Origin of the sequence: Streptomyces sp. NPDC093260 (assembly GCF_040683715.1) — a bacterium.
Taxonomy (GTDB): domain Bacteria; phylum Actinomycetota; class Actinomycetes; order Streptomycetales; family Streptomycetaceae; genus Streptomyces; species Streptomyces sennicomposti.
In genome coordinates this window covers 18,101-39,869 of record NZ_JBFBEK010000042.1, presented here as the reverse complement: position 1 = coordinate 39,869, position 21,769 = coordinate 18,101, and the positions used below count along the sequence as shown (strand labels likewise).

2 protein-coding genes are annotated in these 21,769 nt (G+C 75.9%); both read left to right on the top strand.

Going from position 1 to position 21,769, the window contains the following annotated elements; all coding sequences use genetic code 11:
• The first annotated feature begins 42 nt into the window (after window positions 1–42).
• On the top strand, window positions 43–6,315 hold the full coding sequence (locus AB0N63_RS33740; RefSeq protein WP_365535328.1) for an amino acid adenylation domain-containing protein: 6,273 nt from the start codon (window positions 43–45) through the stop codon (window positions 6,313–6,315).
• Window positions 6,312–21,767 (top strand): amino acid adenylation domain-containing protein, encoded by a 15,456-nt coding sequence (locus tag AB0N63_RS33735; protein WP_365535326.1) that lies wholly within the window; start codon window positions 6,312–6,314, stop codon window positions 21,765–21,767. The genes AB0N63_RS33740 and AB0N63_RS33735 overlap by 4 nt, the downstream gene beginning before the upstream one ends.
• Window positions 21,768–21,769: the final 2 nt, after the last annotated feature.

Genomic DNA, 21,769 nt, shown 5'->3' with positions numbered 1-21,769 from the left:
TTCCTCGGGTCTCGACGCATCTACCCCTCGGAGTGAATGGCCATGGCCGATCGGAATGGACTTCAACTGCCGCTGACGGCCGCTCAGTACGGAATGTGGCTGGCGCAGCAGGTGAATCCGGAAAACCCGATGTACAGCATCGCCGAGTGCGTGGAGATACCGGGCGGCGTCGACACGGCACTCTTCGAGGACGCGCTGCGCCGGACCGTCGCGGAGACCGAGGCGCTGCGCGTGCGGCTGCACGCCGGCCCCGAAGGCCCGGTGCAGTCCGTGGCCGACGACCTCGACTGGCGGCTGGACACACCCGACGTCAGCGGCGCCGCCGACCCGGTCGCCGCCGCCGAGGAGTGGATGCTCGAGCGGGTGAAGGCCCCGGTGGACCTGGCGGGCGGGCCGCTGTTCACCTTCGGCCTGATCAAGCTGGCCGACGACCGGCACACCTGGTTCAGCCGGGTCCACCACACCCTCGTGGACGGATACAGCTGGTCGCTGATCGTCTCCCGTGTCGCCGCCGTGTACTCCGCGCTCGTGGCCGGACAGGAACCGGCGCCCTCCCGGTTCGGCACACTGCGCGAACTGGTCGACCTGGACACCGCCTACCGGGCCTCCCCGCAGTTCACCGAGGACGCCGCCTACTGGAACGAACGCCTGGCCTCGGCCGCCGCACCGGCCGCCCTGGCCGGACGGCCCGTCCGCGTCCCCGTCGACCACGTCCGCCACACCGGCGCCGTCGCCCCCGAGCGCGCCGAGGCGCTGCGCGCCCTGGCCCGGGAGACCCGGGCGAGCTGGCCGGCCGTGGTGGTCGCCGGCCTCGCCGCCTACCTGGGCCGCCTCACCGGCGCCGACGACGTGGTGCTCGGTCTGGCCGCCGCGGCCCGTCCCGTCCCGGCCGCCCGCCGCACCCCCGGCATGGTCTCCAACGCCCTGCCGCTGCGGGTCCGCCTGACCCCCGGCCTCACCGTCGCCCAAACGGTGCGCTCCGTCAGCGACGGCATCCACCAGGCGCTGCGCCACCAGCGTTACCGCTACGAGGACATCCACCGCGACCTCGGCCTGGTCGGCGACCGCAAGCGGCTGTGGGGCCCCGAGGTCAACCTCCTCATGTACGGCGAGCCGCTGGTCTTCGCCGGCCGCGAGGCGACCGTACGGGGCTTCTCGGTCGGGCCGGAGGAGGACCTGTCCGTCGTGGTCGACAACCGGAGCCCGGACGCGGGCTTCCTGCTCGACCTCCACGCCAACGCCGACCTCTACACCGAGGAGTCCCTCGCCGGTCACCGCGAGGCGCTGACCGCGTTCCTCGCCGCCCTGGCCGACGCGGCCCCCGACACCCCGCTGGAGGCCGTCCCGCTCACCGCACCGGCCGGCTGGTCACCGCCCGCGGAGCCGGCCGCGCCCGAGCCCGTACGCGAGCGCGCCGCCCACCGCGCCCCGCGGACCGCGCGGGAGCGGACCCTGTGCGCGCTGGTCGCCGAGGTCCTGAAGGCCGACCGGGTCGGCGTCGACGACAACTTCTTCGAGCTGGGCGGCCACTCGCTGACCGCGATCCGCCTGCTCAGCCGCATCCGCGACGAGTTCGGCGCCGAACTGCCCGTCCGTACCGTCTTCGAGGCGCCGACGGTCACCGCGCTCGCCGCCCGGCTGGACGAGGCCGAGGACAGCCACCGCCCGGTGACGCCCGCCCCCCGCCCCGCCGAACTCCCCCTCTCCCTCACCCAGCAGGGACTCTGGCTGGTCAACCGGGTCCACGGACCGAGCGGCGCCTACAACATGGGCCTCGCGCTCCGGCTCACCGGCCGCCTCGACCGGGCCGCCCTGGCGGCGGCGCTGGACGACGTCCTCGCCCGGCACGAGAGCCTGCGCACGGTCTTCCCGGAGACCGACGGGCGCCCCCGCCAGCACATCCTGACGGCCGCCGAGGCCGCCGCCCGCGCGGTGCTCGTGGAGCGGCCCGCCGACGAGGCGACACTCGGCGCCACCGTCGCCGAGGTGGTCGCCGAGGGCTTCGACCTCACCACCCAGCTCGCCGTGCGCCCCCGGCTGCTGGTGCTGGGTGAGGAGGACCACGTCCTCCTCGTCGTCCTGCACCACATCGTGGCGGACGGCCTTTCGCTGGCGCCCCTCGCCCGCGACCTCGGCCTCGCCTACACCGCCCGCGCGCAGGGCCGCCCGCCCGCCTTCGCACCGCTGCCGCTCCAGTACGCCGACCACACCCTGGGACAGCAGGCGGCCCTCGGCGCCGAGGACGACCCGGACAGCCCGCTGGGCCGCCAGCTCGCCTACTGGAAGGGGGCGCTGGCCGGGCTGCCCGAGGAACTTGACCTGCCGCTGGACCGGCCCCGGCCCGGCGAACCCAGCGGGCGCGGCGACATCGTCCGCTTCGAGATCGGCCCCGATCTGCACCGGCGCCTGATCGAACTCGGCCGGACCCACCGGGCCAGCCTGTTCATGGTGCTGCAGAGCGCGGTCGCCGTGCTGCTGAGCAAGCTCGGCGCGGGCGAGGACATCCCTCTGGGCAGTGCCGTCGCCGGTCGCGGCGACGCCCGGCTGGACGACCTGATCGGCTGCTTCGTCAACACCGTCGTGTTCCGCAACGACGTCTCCGGCAGCCCCACCGTCGCCGGACTCCTGGACCGGACCCGGGAGATGGCGCTGTCCGCGCAGGCCCACCAGGACGTCCCCTTCGAGCGGCTGGTGGAGGCGCTCAACCCCGAGCGCACGCTCGCCCGCAACCCGCTGTTCCAGGTCATGATGGACGTGCAGACCCCGGCCGAGTCCACCCTGGAGCTGCCCGGCCTGCTGACCACGCCCCAGCAGGTCGACCCCGGCGTCACCAAGATCGACCTGCTCTTCGGCCTGGACGAGCGCTCGGCCGGTCACGAGGCGCCGGCCGGCATCTCGGGCCGGCTGGAGTACAGCACCGATCTCTTCGACCGGGCCACCGTCGAGGCGATGAGCACGCGGCTGCTGCGCGTGCTGGAGGCGTTCACGGCCGATCCCGGGCGCGGCATCGACGCCATCGACATCCTCTCGGAGGGCGAACGCGCGCTGGTGCTGGACCGGTTCGGCGCCGGCCCGGCCCTGCGCCCCGAGGCGCTGCTGCCCGCGCTGTTCGAGCGGCAGGCCGCGCGCACCCCGCAGGCCGAGGCGCTGCGCGACGGGGACCGGGTGCTGACGTACGCGGAACTCAACACGCGCGCCAACCGGCTGGCGCACGCCCTGATCGCCGCGGGCGCCGCGCCCGAACAGCGGGTCGCGGTGCTGCTGCCCCGCTCGGCCGACCTGGTGACCGCCCTCCTGGCGGTCGCCAAGTCCGGCGCCGCCTACGTCCCCGTGGACCCGGAGTACCCCGCCGGCCGGATCGCCTACATGCTGGAGGACGCCGGGCCCGCGCTGGTCCTCGCCGACGCGCGCACCCGGGCCGCCGTACCGGCCGGGACACCGGTCCTCGACCCGGCGGCGGAGCACCCGGGCCCCGGGACCGACCCGACCGACGCCGACCGGAGGCGGCCGCTGACCGAGGCGCACCCGGCCTACGTCATCTACACCTCCGGCTCCACCGGCCGGCCCAAGGGCGTCGTGGTGGAGCACCGCTCGGTCGCCGGCTACCTCCAGTACGCCCGCGAGCACTACCCCTCCGTCGCCGACGGCACCCTGCTGCACTCCCCGGTCTCCTTCGACCTGACCGTCACCTCGCTGTACGCCCCGCTGATCAGTGGCGGCACGGTGCGCGTCACCGCGCTCGAAGGCCCCGCCACCGGCGCCCCGCGGCCCGCCTTCCTCAAGGCGACCCCCGCCCACCTGGCCCTGCTCGGCGTGCTCCCCGAGGAGCTGTCGCCCCGCCGGGAACTGGTCGTGGGCGGCGAGATGCTCCTCGGCGAGGCCGTGGCCGAACTGCGCCGGCACCGCCCGGGCATCACGGTCGTCAACGAGTACGGGCCCACCGAGGCCACCGTCGGCTGCGTGGGGTACCGGCTGGAGCCGGACGAGGAGACACCGGCCGGCCCGGTGCCGATCGGCCGCCCCATGGCGAACTCCTCGATCCGGGTCCTGGACCGGTCGCTCAACCCGGTGCCGCCCCGGGTGCCCGGCGAGATCTACATCGGCGGCGGCCAGCTCGCCCGCGGCTACCTGGGCCGGCCGGCCCTCACCGCCGGGCGGTTCGTCGCCGACCCGTACGGCCCGGCGGGCGCGCGCATGTACCGTACGGGCGACGTGGGCCGCTGGCGCGCCGACGGCGAGCTGGAGTACCTGGGCCGCGTGGACGACCAGGTCAAGCTGAACGGCTTCCGCATCGAGCTCGGCGAGATCGAGGCCGTCCTGGCCCGCCATCCGCGGGTGGCGCACGCGGCCGCCGCGGTGCGCGAGGACGTCCCCGGACAGCGCCGGCTCGTCGGCTACGTCGTGGCCGCGGCGGGGGAGCGCGCGGTACCCGAGGACGTGCTCGCGCACGCCGCCGGACTGCTGCCCGCCTACATGACGCCGGCCGCGGTCGTCGTCCTCGGCGAACTGCCGCTCACCCCCAACGGCAAGCTGGACCGAAGGGCCCTGCCGGCGCCGGAACGCGCCGTGGCCGACGCCGGCGGGCGCGCCCCGCGCACGCCGACGGAGAAGGTCCTCGCCGACCTCTTCGCCGAGGTGCTCGGACGCGACAGCGTGGGCCCGGATGCCGGCTTCTTCGAACTGGGCGGCGACAGCATCGTCTCCATCCAGCTGGTGGCCCGCGCCCGCCGCAGGGGACTGGCGCTCACCCCCAAGGACGTCTTCGAGCTGAAGACGGTGGCGGCCCTGGCCGCCCGGCTGGACGAGACGGCCCCGCCGGTCCGGGCCGACGACACACCGCCGACCGGCCCGCTGCCCGCGACGCCGATCATGCGCTGGCTGGAGGAGCGCGGCGGTCCCCTCGACGCCTTCCACCAGACGATGCTCGTCCAGGTTCCGCCCGGACTCGGCGAGCAGCCGCTGACGGCCGCGCTCCAGGCGGTGCTCGACCGGCACGACGCGTTGCGCGTCAGCCGCCGCGAAGGCGCCGGCGGCCGGCCGGCCTACGAGATCCTCGCCCCCGGCGCCGTCGCGGCGGCCGCCCTGGTGCGCCGGACGGACGTCGCCGGACAGGACCCCGCCGCCCTGCGCGCCACGCTCGACCGGGAGGCCCGCACGGCCTGGTCCCGGCTCGACCCGGCCGCCGGGACCCTGGTCCAGCTGGTCTGGTTCGACGCCGGGCCGGACGCACCCGGCCGCCTGCTGTTCGCCGCGCACCACCTCGTCGTGGACGGGGTCTCCTGGGGCGTCCTGCTGCCCGACCTGCACGCCGCGTGGGAGGCCGCCGCCGCCGGGAAGACACCCGAACTCGCCCCGGTCGGCACACCGTTGCGCAGCTGGGCGCGGCTGCTCGGCGAGCAGGCGGCCGAACGGGCCGACGAGGAACCGCTGTGGACGCGCATGCTGACGCGGCCCGCGCCGGCCCTGACCGACCGGCCCCTCGACCCGGCCCGCGACACCGCCTTCGCCGCCCGGCACCTCACCCGGTCCCTGCACGCCGACGAGACCGCCGCCCTCCTGGGACCGGCCGCCGCGGCCCTGAAGGCGGGCGTGCACGAGGTGCTGATCGCCGCGCTCGCCGTGGCGCTCGACCACTGGCACCGCAGGCGGCGCCGTGACCGGGACGGCGGCGTCCTGATCGACGTGGAGGGCCACGGCCGGCAGGAGATCGCCGAAGGGATCGACCTGTCCCGCACCGTCGGCTGGTTCACCACTCTGCGCCCGGCCCGCCTCGACCCCGAGGTCACCGACTGGGAGGACCTGTGGGCGGGCGGCCCCGCGGCCGGCCGGGCGCTGCGCGCGGTCAAGGAGCAGTTCCGCGCCGTGCCCGACGAGGGCATCGGGTACGGGCTGCTGCGCTACCTCGACCCGGCCGCCGGACCCCGGCTCGCCGCCCTCGCCGCCTCCCCGGTCCTCTTCAACTACCTGGGCCGCGTGACCGCCTCCGGCGGCGCCTGGGAGACCGCGCCCGAGATCGACCTGGTCTTGACCGACGGGGCGGACCTGCCGCTGTCCCACGTGCTGGAGATCAACGCACTGGTCCAGGACGGCCCCGGAGGACCGCGCCTGACCGCCCGCTGGACCTACCCGGGACGGCTCCTTTCCGAAGCCGAGGTCCGCGAGCTCGCGGACGCCTGGTTCCGCGCCGTACGCGCGCTGCTGCATCACGCCGAGCGTCCCGACGCCGGCGGCCACACTCCGTCGGACCTGGCGCTGGTGGAGCTTTCCCAAGACGAGATCGACGGCCTCGAAGCCGAGTGGAGGACGCTGCAATGACGAAGACGGGTCCCGAGGACATCCTTCCGCTGTCCCCGCTCCAGGAGGGACTTCTCTTCCACGCCCTGTACGACGAGGCCGGCGAGGACGTCTACACGGTGCAGGTGGTCCTCGACCTCGGGGGCGACCTGGACTCCGCCGCCCTCAGGACGGCCGCACAGGCGCTGCTGGACCGCCACGCCAACCTCCGGGTCGGCTTCCTGCACCCCAAGCAGAGCCGCCCTGTGCAGGTCGTCGCCCGGCACGTGGAGCTGCCCTGGTCCGAGACCGACCTGAGGACGCTCGGGGCGCGGGAGACCGAGACGCGGCTGGGCGAGCTGCAGGCCGAGGAGAAGGCGCACGTCTTCGACCTGGCCCGGCCCCCGCTGATGCGCTACCGGCTGGTGCGGCTGGCCGACGACGCGTACCGGCTGCTCATCACCTTCCACCACATCCTGCTCGACGGCTGGTCCACCTCCGTGCTGCTCGGCGAACTCCTCCAGGCCTACTCCGCCGGGGGCGACGCCGCCGGGCTGCCGCCGGTGACGCCGTTCCGCGACCACCTGGCCCACCTCTCCCGCCAGGACCACGAGGCCTCCGAGGAGGCCTGGCGGCAGGCGCTGGCCGGGATCGACGCGCCCACCCGCCTGGTGCCCGCCGACCCCACCCGCGAGGTGGTCCACCCCGAGCAGTACGCGCTGGAGCTGTCCGAGGCGGCGACCGAGGCGCTGTCGGCCCGGCTGCGCGCCCACGACCTGACCTTCTCCACCGCCGTGCACGGCTCCTGGGCGCTGCTGCTGTCCGTGCTCACCGGCCGTGACGACGTGGTCTTCGGCACCGTCGTCTCCGGCCGGCCGCCGGAGGTCCCCGGCGTCGAGCGCATGGTCGGCATGCTCATCAACACCCTGCCGGTGCGCGTCCGGCTGGCCGGCGGCGACTCGCTGCACACCGTGCTGGCCCGGCTGCAGGGCGAGCACCTGCGGATGACGGACCATCAGTTCACCGGCATGCGCGACATCCACCGCCTCTCCGGCCACCCCGAACTCTTCGACACCTACGTCGCCTTCGAGAACTTCCCGTTCGACCTGCGGGCGCTGCGCGACCTCGCGGGCGGCCTGTCCATCGACGGGTTCGACGTCCTCGACGCCAACCACTACCCGCTCTGCCTGGTGTCCCACGTGCACGAGGGCCGGCTCAGGCTGCTGCTCAACTACCGCCCGGACCTGTTCGACCGTGAGCAGGTGGAGGTCATCGGCGGCCGCCTGGTGCGCATCCTGGAGACCCTGAGCGAGGACCCGGCGGCCACCGTCGCCGGGCTCGACCTGCTCGCCGACGACGAGCGCCGGCGGCTGACGGCCGACGCCCGCTCCGTCGAACAGGCCACCTTCTGCGAGCTGTTCGCCGCCCAGGCGGCCCGCACCCCCGGCAACGTCGCCGTGGAGTCGGCCGGCCTGTCCCTCACCTACGCGGAACTGGACGCGCGCGCCGACGCCCTCGCCGCACGCCTGGCCGGCGCGGGCGTCGGCCCGGAGCAGATCGTGGCCCTCGTCCTCGGCCGCAGCGCGGAGTCCGTGGTCGCCTCGCTCGCCGTGCTGAAGGCCGGCGCCGCCTACCTCCCGGTCGACCCGGACTACCCGGCCGAGCGCATCGCGTTCATGTTCGAGGACGCGCGTCCCGCTGCCGTGCTCACCACCGAGGCGTACCGCGCCGCCGTCCCGGGCCGGGCCGACGCCCCCGTCCTCCTCGTGGACCTCGGCCGGCCGCCCGCCGACGGCGGCGCCGCACCCGCCGGACCGGTCTCCGCGGCCTCGCCCGCCTACCTGATCTACACCTCGGGCTCGACCGGCGTGCCCAAGGGCGTCGTGGTCGCCCACACCGGGCTGGCCGCCTTCGCCGCGACCGAGCGCGAGCGCTTCGCCGTCGACGCCGCCAGCCGGGTCCTGCAGTTCTCCTCGCCGAGCTTCGACGCCTCGGTGCTCGAACTGTGCATGGCCCTGACCGCCGGCGCCACCCTCGTGGTTCCCGAACCCGGTCCGCTGGCCGGGGAACCGCTCGCCGAGCTGATCGCGGCTCGGAGCGTCACCCACGCGCTGATCCCCCCGGCCGCCCTGGCCAGCGTGCCCGCGGCCGGCCTGCCCGGCTTCTCCTGCCTGATCGTCGGCGGCGACGCCTGTCCGCCCGAACTCGTCGCGCGCTGGGCCCCCGGCCGCCGCATGGTCAACGCCTACGGCCCCACCGAGTCCACCGTCGCCGTGTCCATGAGCGACCCGCTGGAGGACACCGGGACCGTCCCCCCGATCGGCGCCCCCGTCCTCGGCACCCGCGTGCACGTCCTGGACGCGGCGCTGCGCCTGGTGCCCCCGGGCACCGAGGGCGAGCTGTACGTCTCCGGCGACGGGCTGGCCCGCGGCTATCTGCGCCGGCCCGGCCTGAGCGCCGCGCGCTTCGTCGCCAACCCCTTCGGCGCCCCCGGTGAGCGGATGTACCGCACCGGTGACGTCGTCCGGATGCGCGCCGACGGACAACTGGAGTTCGTCGGCCGCGCCGACGACCAGGTCAAGATCCGCGGCTTCCGCATCGAACTCGGCGAGATCGAGAGCGCCCTGGCCCGCCACCCGGAGGTGGACCGGGCGGCCGTGGCCGTCCACGCCACGCCGGAGGGCGTCCGTCGGCTCGTGGCCTACGTCGTGCCCGCCGGGCCCGGCGGCGTCGACGCCGAGGCCCTGCTCGCCGGCCTGGCCACCCGGCTGCCGGAGTACCTCGTCCCCTCGCTCGTCGTCACCCTCGACACCCTGCCGCTGACCGCCAACGGCAAGCTGGACCGCAAGGCCCTGCCCGCGCCCGAGCAGTCCGCGGACGCCGGCCGCGCCCCGGTCGGCGAGCGCGAGGAACTGCTGTGCCGGCTCTTCGCCGAGGTGCTCGGCGTGGACCGGGTCGCCGCCGACCGGAGCTTCTTCGAACTGGGCGGCGACAGCATCGGCTCGATCCAGCTGATCAGCCGCGCCCGCAAGGCGGGGCTGCGCTTCAGCCCGCGGGACGTCTTCACCCACCGCACCGTCGAGGCGCTGGCCGCCGTGGCCCAGGACGCCGCCGCGGCGCCCGCCCGCCGGGCCGCGCCCTCCGACGGCGTCGGCGGCGTCCCGCTCACCCCGATCATCCACTGGTTCCGCGAGCACAGCGGCCCGGCCGCCCGGTTCACCCAGGCCATGCCGCTGCCGACGCCCGCAGGCCTGGACACCGCCCGCGTCACCGCCGTCCTGCAGACCCTCCTCGACCACCACGACGCCCTGCGTCTGAAGCTCACCCGGATCGAGGACATCGACGAGTGGGCCCTGGAGATCACCCCGCCCGGCTCCGTCACCGCCGCCGGGGCGCTGCACCGCGTCGACGCCGCCGGTCTCGACGCCGCCGCCCTCGACGCGCTCGTGGAGCGGGAGTTCGCCGCCGCGCAGGACCGGCTCGCCCCCGAGGACGGCCGGATGGCGCAGGCCGTCTGGTTCGACGCCGGCGCCGACGCCCCCGGCCGGCTGCTGCTCGTCGTCCACCACCTGTCCGTGGACGGCGTCTCCTGGCGCATCCTGCTGCCCGACCTGTCCGCCGCGCTGGAAGCGGCCGCCCGCGGCGCCGCGTTCACCCCCGAACCGGTGGGCACCTCCTTCCGCCGCTGGGCCCGCCACCTGACCGCGGCGGCCGGCGAGCCCGCGCGCGTGCGCGAACTCCCGCTGTGGCGCTCCATCCTGTCCGGCCCCGACCCCCTGCTGACCCAGCGCCCGCTCGACGCGGCCACCGACACCCTCGCCACCGCCGGACACCTCACCCTGCGGCTGCCCGCCGAGATCACCGAACCGCTCCTCGGCCGGGTGCCGGCCGCCTTCAACGCGCGGATCAACGACGTCCTGCTGACCGCGCTGGCGCTCGCCGTCGCCGGCTGGCGCCGCGCGCGGGGCGGCGGTGAGGAGTCCTCCGTGCTGATCGGGCTGGAGGGCCACGGCCGCGAGGACATCCTCGACGGGGCCGACCTCTCGCGCACCGTCGGCTGGTTCACCAGCCTCTACCCGGTCCGGCTCGACCCCGGCGAGACCTCCCTCGGGCAGCTCGCCGAGGGCGGCCCGCAGGCGGCCGCCGCGCTGCGGGCCGTCAAGGAGCAGCTGCGGGCCATCCCGGACAACGGCATCGGCTTCGGTCTGCTGCGCCACCTCAACCCGCGCACCGCCGTCGCCCTGGCCCGCTTCGCCGAACCGCAGATCGGCTTCAACTACCTCGGCCGCATCGGCGGCGTCGGCGACGACGGCCGGGACGCCGGACTCGGCGGCGGAGCCGATCCCGCCACGCCGCTGCCGTACACCCTCACCGCCAACGCGGTCACCGAGACCCACCCCGACGGGCCCCGGCTGGCGGCCACCTGGACCTGGCCCGGCGCGCTGCTCACCGAGGAGGAGGTACGGCAGCTCGCCACCGCCTGGTTCGACGCCCTGCGCGCCCTGGTCGCCTGCGCCGAACTGCCCGGTACCGCCGCCGGACTCGTCCCTTCGGACCTGCCGTTGGTGGACCTCGCCCAGGCCGAGATCGACCGCCTGGGCCGGGCCCGGCCCGGCCTCACCGACGTCCTGCCGCTCTCCCCGCTCCAGGAGGGCCTGCTCTTCCACACCGAGTACGACCAGGAGGCCGAGGACGTCTACATCACCCGGCTGGCGCTGGACGTCCACGGCGACCTCGACACCGAGGCACTGCGCGCCGCCGTCGCCGGACTGCTCGTCCGGCACGCCAGCCTGCGCGCCTGCTTCCACCGCACCGCCGACGGCACCCCCGTCCAGCTGATCCCCGCGCAGGCCGAACTGCCCTGGCACGACGTCGACCTGAGCGCCCTGGACGAGGACGCGCGACGGGCCGAGCTGGACCGGCTGCTGGTCGCCGAGCGCTCCCGGCGCTTCGACCCCGAACGCCCGCCGCTCCTGCGCTTCACCCTCATCCGGCTCGGCGAGGACCGGTACCGGCTGCTGTTCGCCGCCCACCACCTGCTGCTGGACGGCTGGTCGGCACAGGTGCTCGCCGGCGAGCTGTTCGCACTGTACGGACAGCGCGGCGACGCCTCCGCCCTGCCGGCCGTCGCGCCCTACAAGGAGTACCTGGCCTGGCTCGCCGGCCAGGACCGCCCTGCCGCCGAGGCGGCCTGGAGCACGGCGCTCGCCGGCGTGGAGGAACCGACCCTCGTCGCCCCGCACGCCGCCGGGGGCGCGGCCGCGCTCCCCGGCCGGATCGCCGACGAACTGCCGGCCGGGCTGACCGCCGCGCTCACCGCGGCCGCCCGCGCCCACGGCCTGACCATGAACGCCGTGGTGCAGGGCGCCTGGGGACTGGTGCTCGCCCGCCTCACCGGCCGCGACGACGTGCTGTTCGGCGAGACGGTCTCCGGCCGGCCGCCGGAGCTGCCGGGCGTGGAGTCCATGGTCGGCCTGTTCAGCAACACGGTTCCGGTACGGGTCCGCGTCGACCCGGCCCTCTCCCTCGCCGACACCCTCGCCCGCGTCCAGGCCGGACGGGTGGACCTGCTGGCCCACCACTACCTCGGCCTGGCCGACCTCCAGCGGCTGACCGGCCTCGGCACCCTGTTCGACACGGCCGTCGTCTTCGAGAACTTCCCCGCGGAGGAGACCGGCGGACGGACCGTGCACGGCCTGACCCTGTCCGAGGTGGACACCAAGGGGGACAACCACTATCCGCTCGGCATGGTCGTCATGCACGACGAGCGGCGCACGGTCCTCAACTGGTACTACCGCGGCGACCTCCTGGACGAGGAACTGGTGCGCGGCGCCACCCGCGCACTGCGCTCGGTCCTGCGCACCTTCGCCGAGGCGCCCGCCACCCCGGTAGGCCGGCTGCCGATGGCGGACGAGGCGGAGACGCTGCGGCTGACCTCGGGCGCCGCCGGCGTCGCCGTGCCCGAGTCGGCGGCACTGGTCCACGAGCTGATCGAGGCCCAGGCCGCGCGCACCCCCGGCGCCGTGGCCCTCGCCGACGGCACGGCCGAACTGACCTACGCCGAGCTGGACGCCCGCGCCGACCGCCTCGCCCGCGTCCTCGTCGCCGACGGCGCGGGCCCCGAGGAACTCGTGGCCGTCGCCATGGAGCGCTCCGCCGAACTGGTCGTGACCCTGCTCGCGGTGCTGAAGTCCGGCGCCGCCTACGTGCCCCTGGACCCGGCCCACCCCGCCGAGCGCATCGCGCACGTGCTCGCCGACGCCCGCCCCCGGCTGCTGCTGACCGACCGGGCCACCGCCGCCGGGCTGCCGGACGGCGGCGTGCCCGTCCTCGTCCTCGACGCCCCCGGCACCGCGGCGCGTCTCGCCGCGCTCCCCACCGGCGAGCCTGACGGCGCCGGCCCGGGCGCGCCGATCGGCGCGGACCACCCCGCGTACGTCATCTACACCTCGGGCTCCACCGGCCGCCCCAAGGGCGTGGTGGTCACCCACCGCTCGGTCGTCGACTACCTCGGCTGGACCCAGCTCGCCTACCCGGCGGCCGCCGGTGTCGCGCTGCTGCACTCACCGGTCGCCTTCGACCTGAGCGTCACCGCGCTGTTCACGCCCCTGACCACGGGCGGCACGGTCGTCGTGGCCGCACTGGAGGAGGATGCGGCGACCTCGGCCCGGCTGGCCGCGGCGCCCCTCACCTTCATGAAGGCCACCCCCAGCCACCTGCCGCTGCTCGACGCGCTGCCCGACGCCTACTCGCCCGCGGGCGAACTCCTGCTGGGCGGCGAGGCGCTGCTCGGCGAAGCCCTGGCCGGCTGGCGGGAACGGCACCCGGACGCCACCGTCTGGAACGTCTACGGCCCCACCGAGGCCACCGTCAACGTCACCGAGCACCGCATCGACCCCGGCGCGCCGCTGACCCCCGGACCGGTCCCGATCGGCCGCCCGCAGGGCAACGTCCGCGCCTACGTGCTGGATCGGGCGCTGCGCCCGGCGCCGGACGGCGTGGCCGGCGAGTTGTACCTGGCCGGACCGTGCCTGGCCCGCGGCTACCTCGGCCGGCCCGGCCTGACCGCGGAGCGGTTCACCGCCGACCCCTACGGGCCGTCCGGCGCACGCATGTACCGTACGGGCGACGTGGCCCGCCGGCTGCCCGGCGGCGACCTGGTCTTCGTCGGCCGCGCCGACGACCAGGTGAAGATCCGCGGCCACCGCGTGGAACTGGGCGAGGTCGCCGCGGCCGTCGCCGCGCTGCCCGGCGTCGCCGCGCAGGCCGTCCTGGTCCGCGACGGCGCGGACGGCGGACGGCTCGTCGCGTACGCCGTGCCCGCGGCCGGGCACGCCCCGACGGGCCAGGAACTGCGCGAGCGGCTGACCGCCGCCCTGCCCGAGTACATGGTCCCCGACGCCGTCGTCGTCCTGGCCGAGCTGCCCCTCACCCCCAACGGGAAGCTGGACCGCGGAGCGCTGCCGGAACCGGACTTCGCCCCGGCAGCCGCCGTCCGCGCCCCGCGCACCCCGCAGGAGGAGATCCTGTGCGGGCTCTTCGCCCAGGTGCTGGAGCGGCCCGGGGCGGGCGTGGACGACCACTTCTTCGAACTCGGCGGCAACTCCCTGAGCGCCGTCCGGCTGCTCAGCCGGGTCCGTTCCGCCTTCGGCGCCGAGGTCGACGTCCGCGCTGTGTTCGAGGCGCCGACCCCGGCCCTGCTCGCCGCCCGGATCGCCCCCGGCGGCGCCGGCCGGCCGGAACTGACCGCGCGCAGCCGCCCCACGCCGACGCCGCTGTCCTCCGCACAGCGCCGGCTGTGGTTCCTGGACCGGCTCAGCGGCCCGTCCGGCGCGTACAACATCCCGCTCGGCATCCGGCTCACCGGCGCCCTCGACGTGCCCGCGCTGCGGGCCGCGATCGCCGACGTGGTGGCCCGGCACGAGAGCCTGCGGACCGTCTTCCCGGACACCGGAGGCCTGCCCCGGCAGGAGGTGCTGGCCGCGGCCGACGCCCCGGTGACCCTCCGGACGGTCCGGACGGCGCCGCAGGACCTCGCCGAGGCGCTGCGCGAGGAGGCCGCGCGGGGCTTCGACCTGGCTTGCGAACCACCCCTGCGCGCCACCCTGTTCACCGTCTCCGGCACCGAGCACGTGCTGCTGCTCACCCTCCACCACATCGCCTCCGACGGCTGGTCCAACGCCCCGCTGGCCCGCGACCTCTCGCTCGCCTACACCGCCCGCTGCTCGGGCCGCGCGCCCGGCTTCACCCCGCTGCCCGTCCAGTACGCCGACTACACGCTGTGGCAGCGCGAGCTGCTCGGCGACGTGGACGACCCCGACAGCCTCGCGGCGCGCCAACTGGCCTTCTGGCGCGAGACCCTGGCCGGCGCGCCCGCCGAACTGGCCCTGCCCTTCGACCGGCCCCGCCCGGCGGAGATGTCCGGGGACGGCGCCACCGTGGAGTTCCGCGTCGACGCCGACCTGCACGCCCGGCTGGCCGAACTGGCCCGCGCCCACCAGGTGAGCCTGTTCATGGTGGCCCAGGCGGCGCTCGCGGCCCTGCTCACCCGGCTCGGCGCGGGCACCGACGTGCCCATCGGCACGGCGGTCGCCGGCCGCCCCGAGGAAGCGCTGGAAGACCTCGTCGGCTTCTTCGTCAACACGCTGGTCCTGCGCACCGACACCTCGGGCGCCCCGACCTTCGCCGAACTGCTGGGCCGGGTGCGCCGCGCGGACCTCGCGGCCTACGCCCACCAGGACCTGCCCTTCGAGCAGATCGTCGACGACCTCGGCGCCGAGGCGCGCTCCCTCGCCCACACCCCGCTCTTCCAGGTGTTCCTCGCCTTCCAGAACCACAGGGCCCCCGCTCTCGCCCTGCCCGACCTCGTCGCCGAGCCCGCCGACATCGCCCTGACCTCGGCCAAGACCGACCTCGGCATCGAACTCGCCGAGGAGTTCTCGGACGGCGCCCCGGCCGGGATGCGCGGCCTGGTCAGCTACCGCACCGACCTGTTCGACCGGACGACGGTGGAGTCGGTCACGGCGCGGTTCACCGCGCTGCTGGCCGCGGTCGCCGACGACCCCGGCCGCCCGCTGGACCGGACCGACCTGATGCCGGCCGACGAACTGCGCAGGCTGGTCACCGAGTGGAACGACACCGCCCGCCAGACGCCCGCGGCCCCCCTGCCGGCCCTGTTCGAACGCCAGGCCGCGGCGACCCCGGACCACACCGCGGTCATCGCCGGTGAGGAACAGCTGACCTACGACGAACTCAACGCCCGGGCCAACCGGTGGGCGCACCACCTCATAGCCGCCGGGGCGGGGCCCGAACAGCGGGTGATGGTCGCCGTACCGCGCTCGCCCGAATGGCTCGCCGTCACCCTGGGCGTGCTGAAGGCCGGCGCCGCCTACCTCCCCGTGGACCCCGGCTACCCGGCCGACCGCATCGCCTACATGGTCCAGGACGCCCGTCCGGCCCTGGTGATCACGGCGGACGCGTCGGACGACGGCTGGACGCTGCCGCCCGGCACGCCGGTGCTGCGCGCCGACGCGGCGGCGACGCGGGCGGCCGTGGCCGCCGCGCCGGACACGGACCCGGGCGACGGCGACCGGCGGGCCGCGCTCGCCCTCGGCCACCCCGCGTACGTCATCTACACCTCCGGCTCCACCGGCCGTCCCAAGGGCGTCGTGGTCACCCACCGGGGCATCGCGGGCATGGCCGCGGCGCACGCGGAGAACTTCGCCGTCGACGGGACCAGCCGGGTGCTGCAGGCCGTGTCGCCGAGTTTCGACGTCTCCATGGCCGATGTGGCGATGACCCTCCTCAGCGGCGCCGCCCTGGTGCTGCCCGCGGGCAGCCGTGCCCCGGCCGGCGCCGAACTCTCCGCCCTGCTGACCGAACACGAGGTCACCCACCTGCAGATCACCGCGGGTGTCCTCGCCACCCTGCCGCGCACCGCGCTGCCCGCCCTGCGCACCCTCGCGGTCGGCGGCGAGGCCTGTCCGCCCGACCAGGTCGCCCACTGGTCCCGGGGGCGCCTGCTGCTCAACGTGTACGGCCCGAGCGAGGCGACCGTGTGCGCCACCATGAGCCGGCCCCAGTCCGGCGCGGTGCACCCGCCGATCGGCGTCCCGCTGTGGAACACCCGCGCCTACGTCCTGGACGACTTCCTGCGGCCCGTGCCGACCGGCGTGACCGGTGAGCTGTACCTGGCCGGCGACGGGCTGGCCCGCGGCTACCTCGGCCGCCCGGCGCTCACCGGCGAACGCTTCGTCGCCGACCCCTTCGGAGGACCCGGGGAACGCCTGTACCGCACCGGCGACCTGGTGCGGTGGGAGGCCGACGGGCAGCTGCGGTTCGCCGGCCGCGCCGACGACCAGGTGAAGATCCGCGGCTTCCGCATCGAACCGGGGGAGATCGAGGCGGCCCTCGACGCGCATCCCGGCGTCGCCCGCTCGGCGGTCGCCGTCCGCCAGGGGCCGGACGGCCGCAAGCAGCTGGTGGCCTATGTGGTCGCCGCCGAGGGCGGCGGGACCGGCCCGGACAGCCTCCGCGCCGACCTCGCCGCACGGCTGCCGGAGTACATGACGCCGGCCGTGTACACCTTCCTCGACGCGCTGCCGCTGAGCGCCAACGGCAAGGTCGACCGCGCCGCACTGCCGGAGCCCGACCTCGGCGCCCGCCCCGCGGGCCGCGCGCCGCGCGACGCGAAGGAGGCCCTGCTGTGCGAACTGATCGGCGACCTCCTGGGCGTGGAGTCGGTCGGCGTCGACGACAGCTTCTTCGACCTCGGCGGCGACAGCATCGTCTCCATCCAGCTGGTCAGCCGCGCCCTGGAGGCCGGGCTGGAGTTCACCGCGGCGGACGTGCTGCGCCACCGCACCGTCGGGGATCTGGCCGCGGCCGCCACCGGCCCGGACGGCCCGGACCGCGAGGCGCTCCAGGACGACTCCGGCGTCGGCGAGGTCCCGCTCGGCCCGGCCGTCCACGCGCTGCGCGAACGCGTCCGGCGGCCCGCCGAGACGGCCTCCACCGCCGTCCTCGCCCTGCCCGCCGGGACCGACGAGGCCACCCTGCTCACCGTGCTCCAGACGCTGGTGGACCACCACGACGCCCTGCGGCTCAAACTCACCCGCCGGGCCGGCAACCTGGTCTGGGGCCTGGAGGTCGGACCGCGCGGGGCCACCCCGGCCGGCGCGCTGCTCACCCGGGTCGACCTCACCGGTGCCGGCGCGGAGCGGTGGACCGCCGAGCTGGCCCGGCAGACCGAGGCCGCACGCGCCGCCCTGGCGCCGGAGGACGGCATCGTGCTGCGCGCCGTGTGGCTGGACGGCGGACCCGGTGGCGAGCACCGACTGCTGCTCGCCGTGCACGCCCTGGCCGCGGACACCGCCTCCTGGCGCGTCCTGACCGAGGACCTGCGCACGGCCTGGGACGAGGTCGCCGCGGGCCGCACTCCGCGACTCGCCCCGGCGGCGGTCTCCTACCGCGGCTGGGCCGAGCGGACGTCCGCCGCGGCCGCCGCCCCCGGACTGATCGAGGAACTCGAGAGCTGGACCGAGGTGCTCGCCGCCGAGGCCGTACCGCCCGCGGCGACCCGCCCCGACCCGAGCCGGGACACCGAGGCCACCCTCCGTCACCTGGAGGTGACCCTGCCCGCCGAGGAGTCGGCGGCCCTGCTCGCCACCGTGCCCGACGCCTTCGCCACCGGCGTGGAGCAGGTACTGCTCGGCGCCTTCGCCACCGCCGTCGAGCGGTGGCGGGCCCGGCGGGACCTGCCCGCCGGCGCCGGGCTGGCGGTCGACGTGGCGCACGACCCCCGTACCGACCCCGCGCTCGGCCGCACCCTCGGCCCGCTGACCAGCCTCCGGCCGGTGCTGCTGTGCGCCGGGGAACCGGGCGGCACCCCCGCCGCCCACGTCAAGCGGGCCAAGGAACTGCTGGCGGCCGCTCCGGGCGGCGGCGCCGGGTACGGACTGCTCAGGTACCTCAACCCGCAGACCGTGCCGCTGCTGGCCGCGCTGCCCGCCCCGCGGATCGGGTTCGCCCACCTCGGCCGCTTCCGGCAGCCGCTGCCCGACGGCGCGGTGCCGCTGGCGGCGGCCGGCGCGGTCCGCCCCGACCGCGCCGAGGCCGCGGACACGCCGGTCGCGCACGCCCTCGACGTACACACCTGGGTCCACGACGGCCCCGACGGGCCTCGCCTGGTCGCCCGCTGGTCCTGGCCCGAGGCACTGCTCGCGGCCGACGAGGCCGAGGAACTGGCCGAGGACTGGCGGCGGGCGGTGCTCGAGGTGGCCGCCGACGCACGCGGCGGCGGACGCTCCCCGTCCGACTTCCCGCTGGTCCGGCTGACCCAGGACGACATCGACGTCCTCGAACGGGACGGGCGCCGGATCGCCGACGTCCTGCCGCTGGCGCCGTTGCAGGAGGGACTGCTCTTCCACTCCCTCTACGACCGGCGCGACCCGGACGTCTACACCGTCCAGTTCGGGCTCGACCTGGAGGGCGACCCGCGGACGCCGGTGCTGCGCGCAGCGGTGGACGCCCTGCTGGCCCGGCACGGAAACCTGCGCGCCGGCTTCGCCCACGAAGGCCTGTCGCAGCCCGTGCAGTTCGTCCCCGCCGAGGCGGAACTGCCCTGGACCGAGACCGACCTGAGCGGTCTCGACGAGACGGCGCGGGACGCCGAGGTGCGGCGCGTGATGCGCGCGGCCCGCGAGGAACGGTTCGACCCCGGCCGGCCCCCGCTGCTCCGCTGCGTCCTGCTGCGCCTGGGCGGCGGCCGGGCCCGGCTCGTCCTGACCCTGCACCACCTCCTGCTGGACGGCTGGTCCACCCCGATCCTGCTGGACGAGCTGATGCGCCTGTACGCCGCCGACGGCGACCCCTCGGGCCTGCCAGAGGCGCGCCCCTACGCCGACTACCTGGCCTGGCTGGGCCGCCAGGACCGTACGGCCGCCGAGCGCGCCTGGCGGCAGGCGCTGGACGAGACGGTCGAGCCGACGCTGCTGGCACCGCCCGACCCCGACCGCTCCGCCGTGGCCACCGAGAAGCTCTCCGTCACCTTCGGCGGTGACCTGGTCACCGGGCTGGGGGCGCTCGCGGCCCGCCACGGCACCACGATGAACACGGTCGTGCAGGCCGCCTGGGGCATCCTGCTCGCCCGGCTCACTGGCCGCGACGACGTGGTGTTCGGCGCGACCGTCTCGGGCCGGCCGCCCCAGGTCCCGGGCGTCGAGCGGATGGTCGGGCTGTTCATCAACACCGTCCCGGTGCGGGTGAGCCTCGCCGCCGGACAGCCGGCCCACGCCGTGCCCGGGCAACTGTGGGCGCGGCAGCTGGAACTGATGCCGCACCAGTACGTCCGCCTGGTCGACCTGCAGCGGCTGGCCGGGAAGGGCGAGCTGTTCGACACCCTGCTGGTGTTCCAGAACATCCCCGCCGACGGCGCCGGGTTCGGCGGCGACGCCGACCGGGTCCGAGCCGTCGACCTGGAGATGAACGACGCCACGCACTATCCGCTCACCCTGGACGTCGGGCTCTCCGGCGACCAGCTGGACTGCCGGTTCGGCTACCGTCCCGACCTGTTCGGCAAGGCCGAGGCGGAGGCCGTGGCCGAGGGGCTGCGCGAGGTGCTGCAGGACCTGGCCGGGCAGGCCGAGGCGCCGGCGCGGCCGGCCGACGACCCGCTGACCGCCTGGTGGGCCGGAATCCGGGCCCGGCTGGAGCGGACCGGGGACGAGACCGCGGACGCCGAGCGGCCGGAGCCGGCCGGGGCCGCGGCCCCGGACACCGCGGCGCGCGAGCGCGTCCTGGTCGGTCTGTTCGCCGAACTGCTGGGCGCCGACGAGGTCGGTCCGGACGACGACTTCTTCGCGCTGGGCGGGGACAGCATCGTCTCCATCCAGCTCGCCGGCCGGGCCCGCTCCGCGGGACTCCTGATCAGCCTGCGGGACGTGTTCAAGCACAAGACGGCCCGCGCCCTGGCCCGCGTCGCCCGGCAGGACGACGGCCCCGCCGACGGCGAGAGCGCGCAGGACGGCGTCGGCGAGCTGGCCGCCACCCCGGTCATGCTCGACCTGTACGAGCGGGGCGGCCCCACGGACGACTTCCACCAGGCGGCGCTGCTGCAGGCGCCGGCCGACGCCGACGCCGAACGCCTGGCGGCCACGCTGCGGGCCGTCCTCGACCACCACGACATCCTGCGCTCGCGGACGGTCGCCGGGCACGGCGCACCGCGCCTGGAGACCGCGCCCCGCGGCTCGGTCGACGCCGCCGCGCTGCTGACCCGCGTCGACATCGCGGACGTGGCACCCGGCGACCTGCTGGACGTGATCGCCGCGGCGCAGGTCCGGGTGCAGAGCGAACTGGCGCCGGCGGCCGGGCAGATGGCCAGGGCGGTGTGGTTCGACGCGGGTCCCGGCAGGCCGGGACGGCTGCTGCTCCTGGTGCACCACCTGGCCGTCGACGGCGTCTCCTGGCGGGTGCTGCGCGAGGACCTCAAGGAGACCTGGACCGCACTGGCCGAGGGCCGGGAACCGGCTCTCGCGCCGGTCCGCACCTCCTTCCGCCGCTGGTCGGCGGAGCTGGCCAGGGAAGCGCTGGCGGAGCGCCGCACAGCCGAACTGCCGCTGTGGCGCTCGGTGCTGGCCACCGAGGACCCGCTGCTCGCCGACCGCCCCCTGGACCCGGCCGTCGACGTCGTCGGCACCGCCCGCAGTCTGACCCTCTCGCTGCCCCACGACGTGTGCGAGCCGCTGCTGGGCACGGTTCCCGCGTTGTTCAACGCGGGCGTGGAGGAGGTGCTGCTGACGGCCCTGGGGTCGGCGGTGGCGCGCTGGCGGCGGGAGCGGGGCCGTGGTGCGGGCAGTGCGGTGCTGGTGGGGCTGGAGGGCCATGGCCGTGAGGAGATCGTGCCGGGCGTGGATCTGTCGCGGACGGTGGGCTGGTTCACCAGTCTGTATCCGGTGGCGGTCGATCCGGGTCCTGAGGACGGTGACGCCGGGGCTTCGCTGAAGCGGGTGAAGGAGCAGTTGCGGGCCGTTCCCGACAAGGGGATCGGTTACGGGCTGCTGCGGCACCTCAACCCGGCCACCGGGCCGGAGCTGGCGGCCCTGCCCGAACCGCAGATCGGCTTCAACTACCTCGGCCGCTTCGAGGCCGTGGACGTGTCCGCGGTCCGCGCCGAGGACTGGGCGGCCCCGCCGGAGGCGACCGAGTCCCTGGGCAGCGGAGGCAGCGGACTGCGGCCCCTGGCCCATGCCCTCTCGCTCAGCGCGGTGGCCCAGGACCGGTCCGACGGGGTGCGCCTCGTGGCGATCTGGTCCTGGCCGGACGCCCTCTTCGCGGAGCGGGAGGTCCGCGCCCTGGCCGACCTGTGGGCCCAGTGCCTGGCCGAACTGGCCGCCCTCGCCGACCGGCCCCAGGCCGGCGGCCTGACCCCGTCCGACGTGTCCCTGCTGCGGCTGTCGCAGGACGAGATCGATGAATTCGAGAGTGATCTGAGCTGATG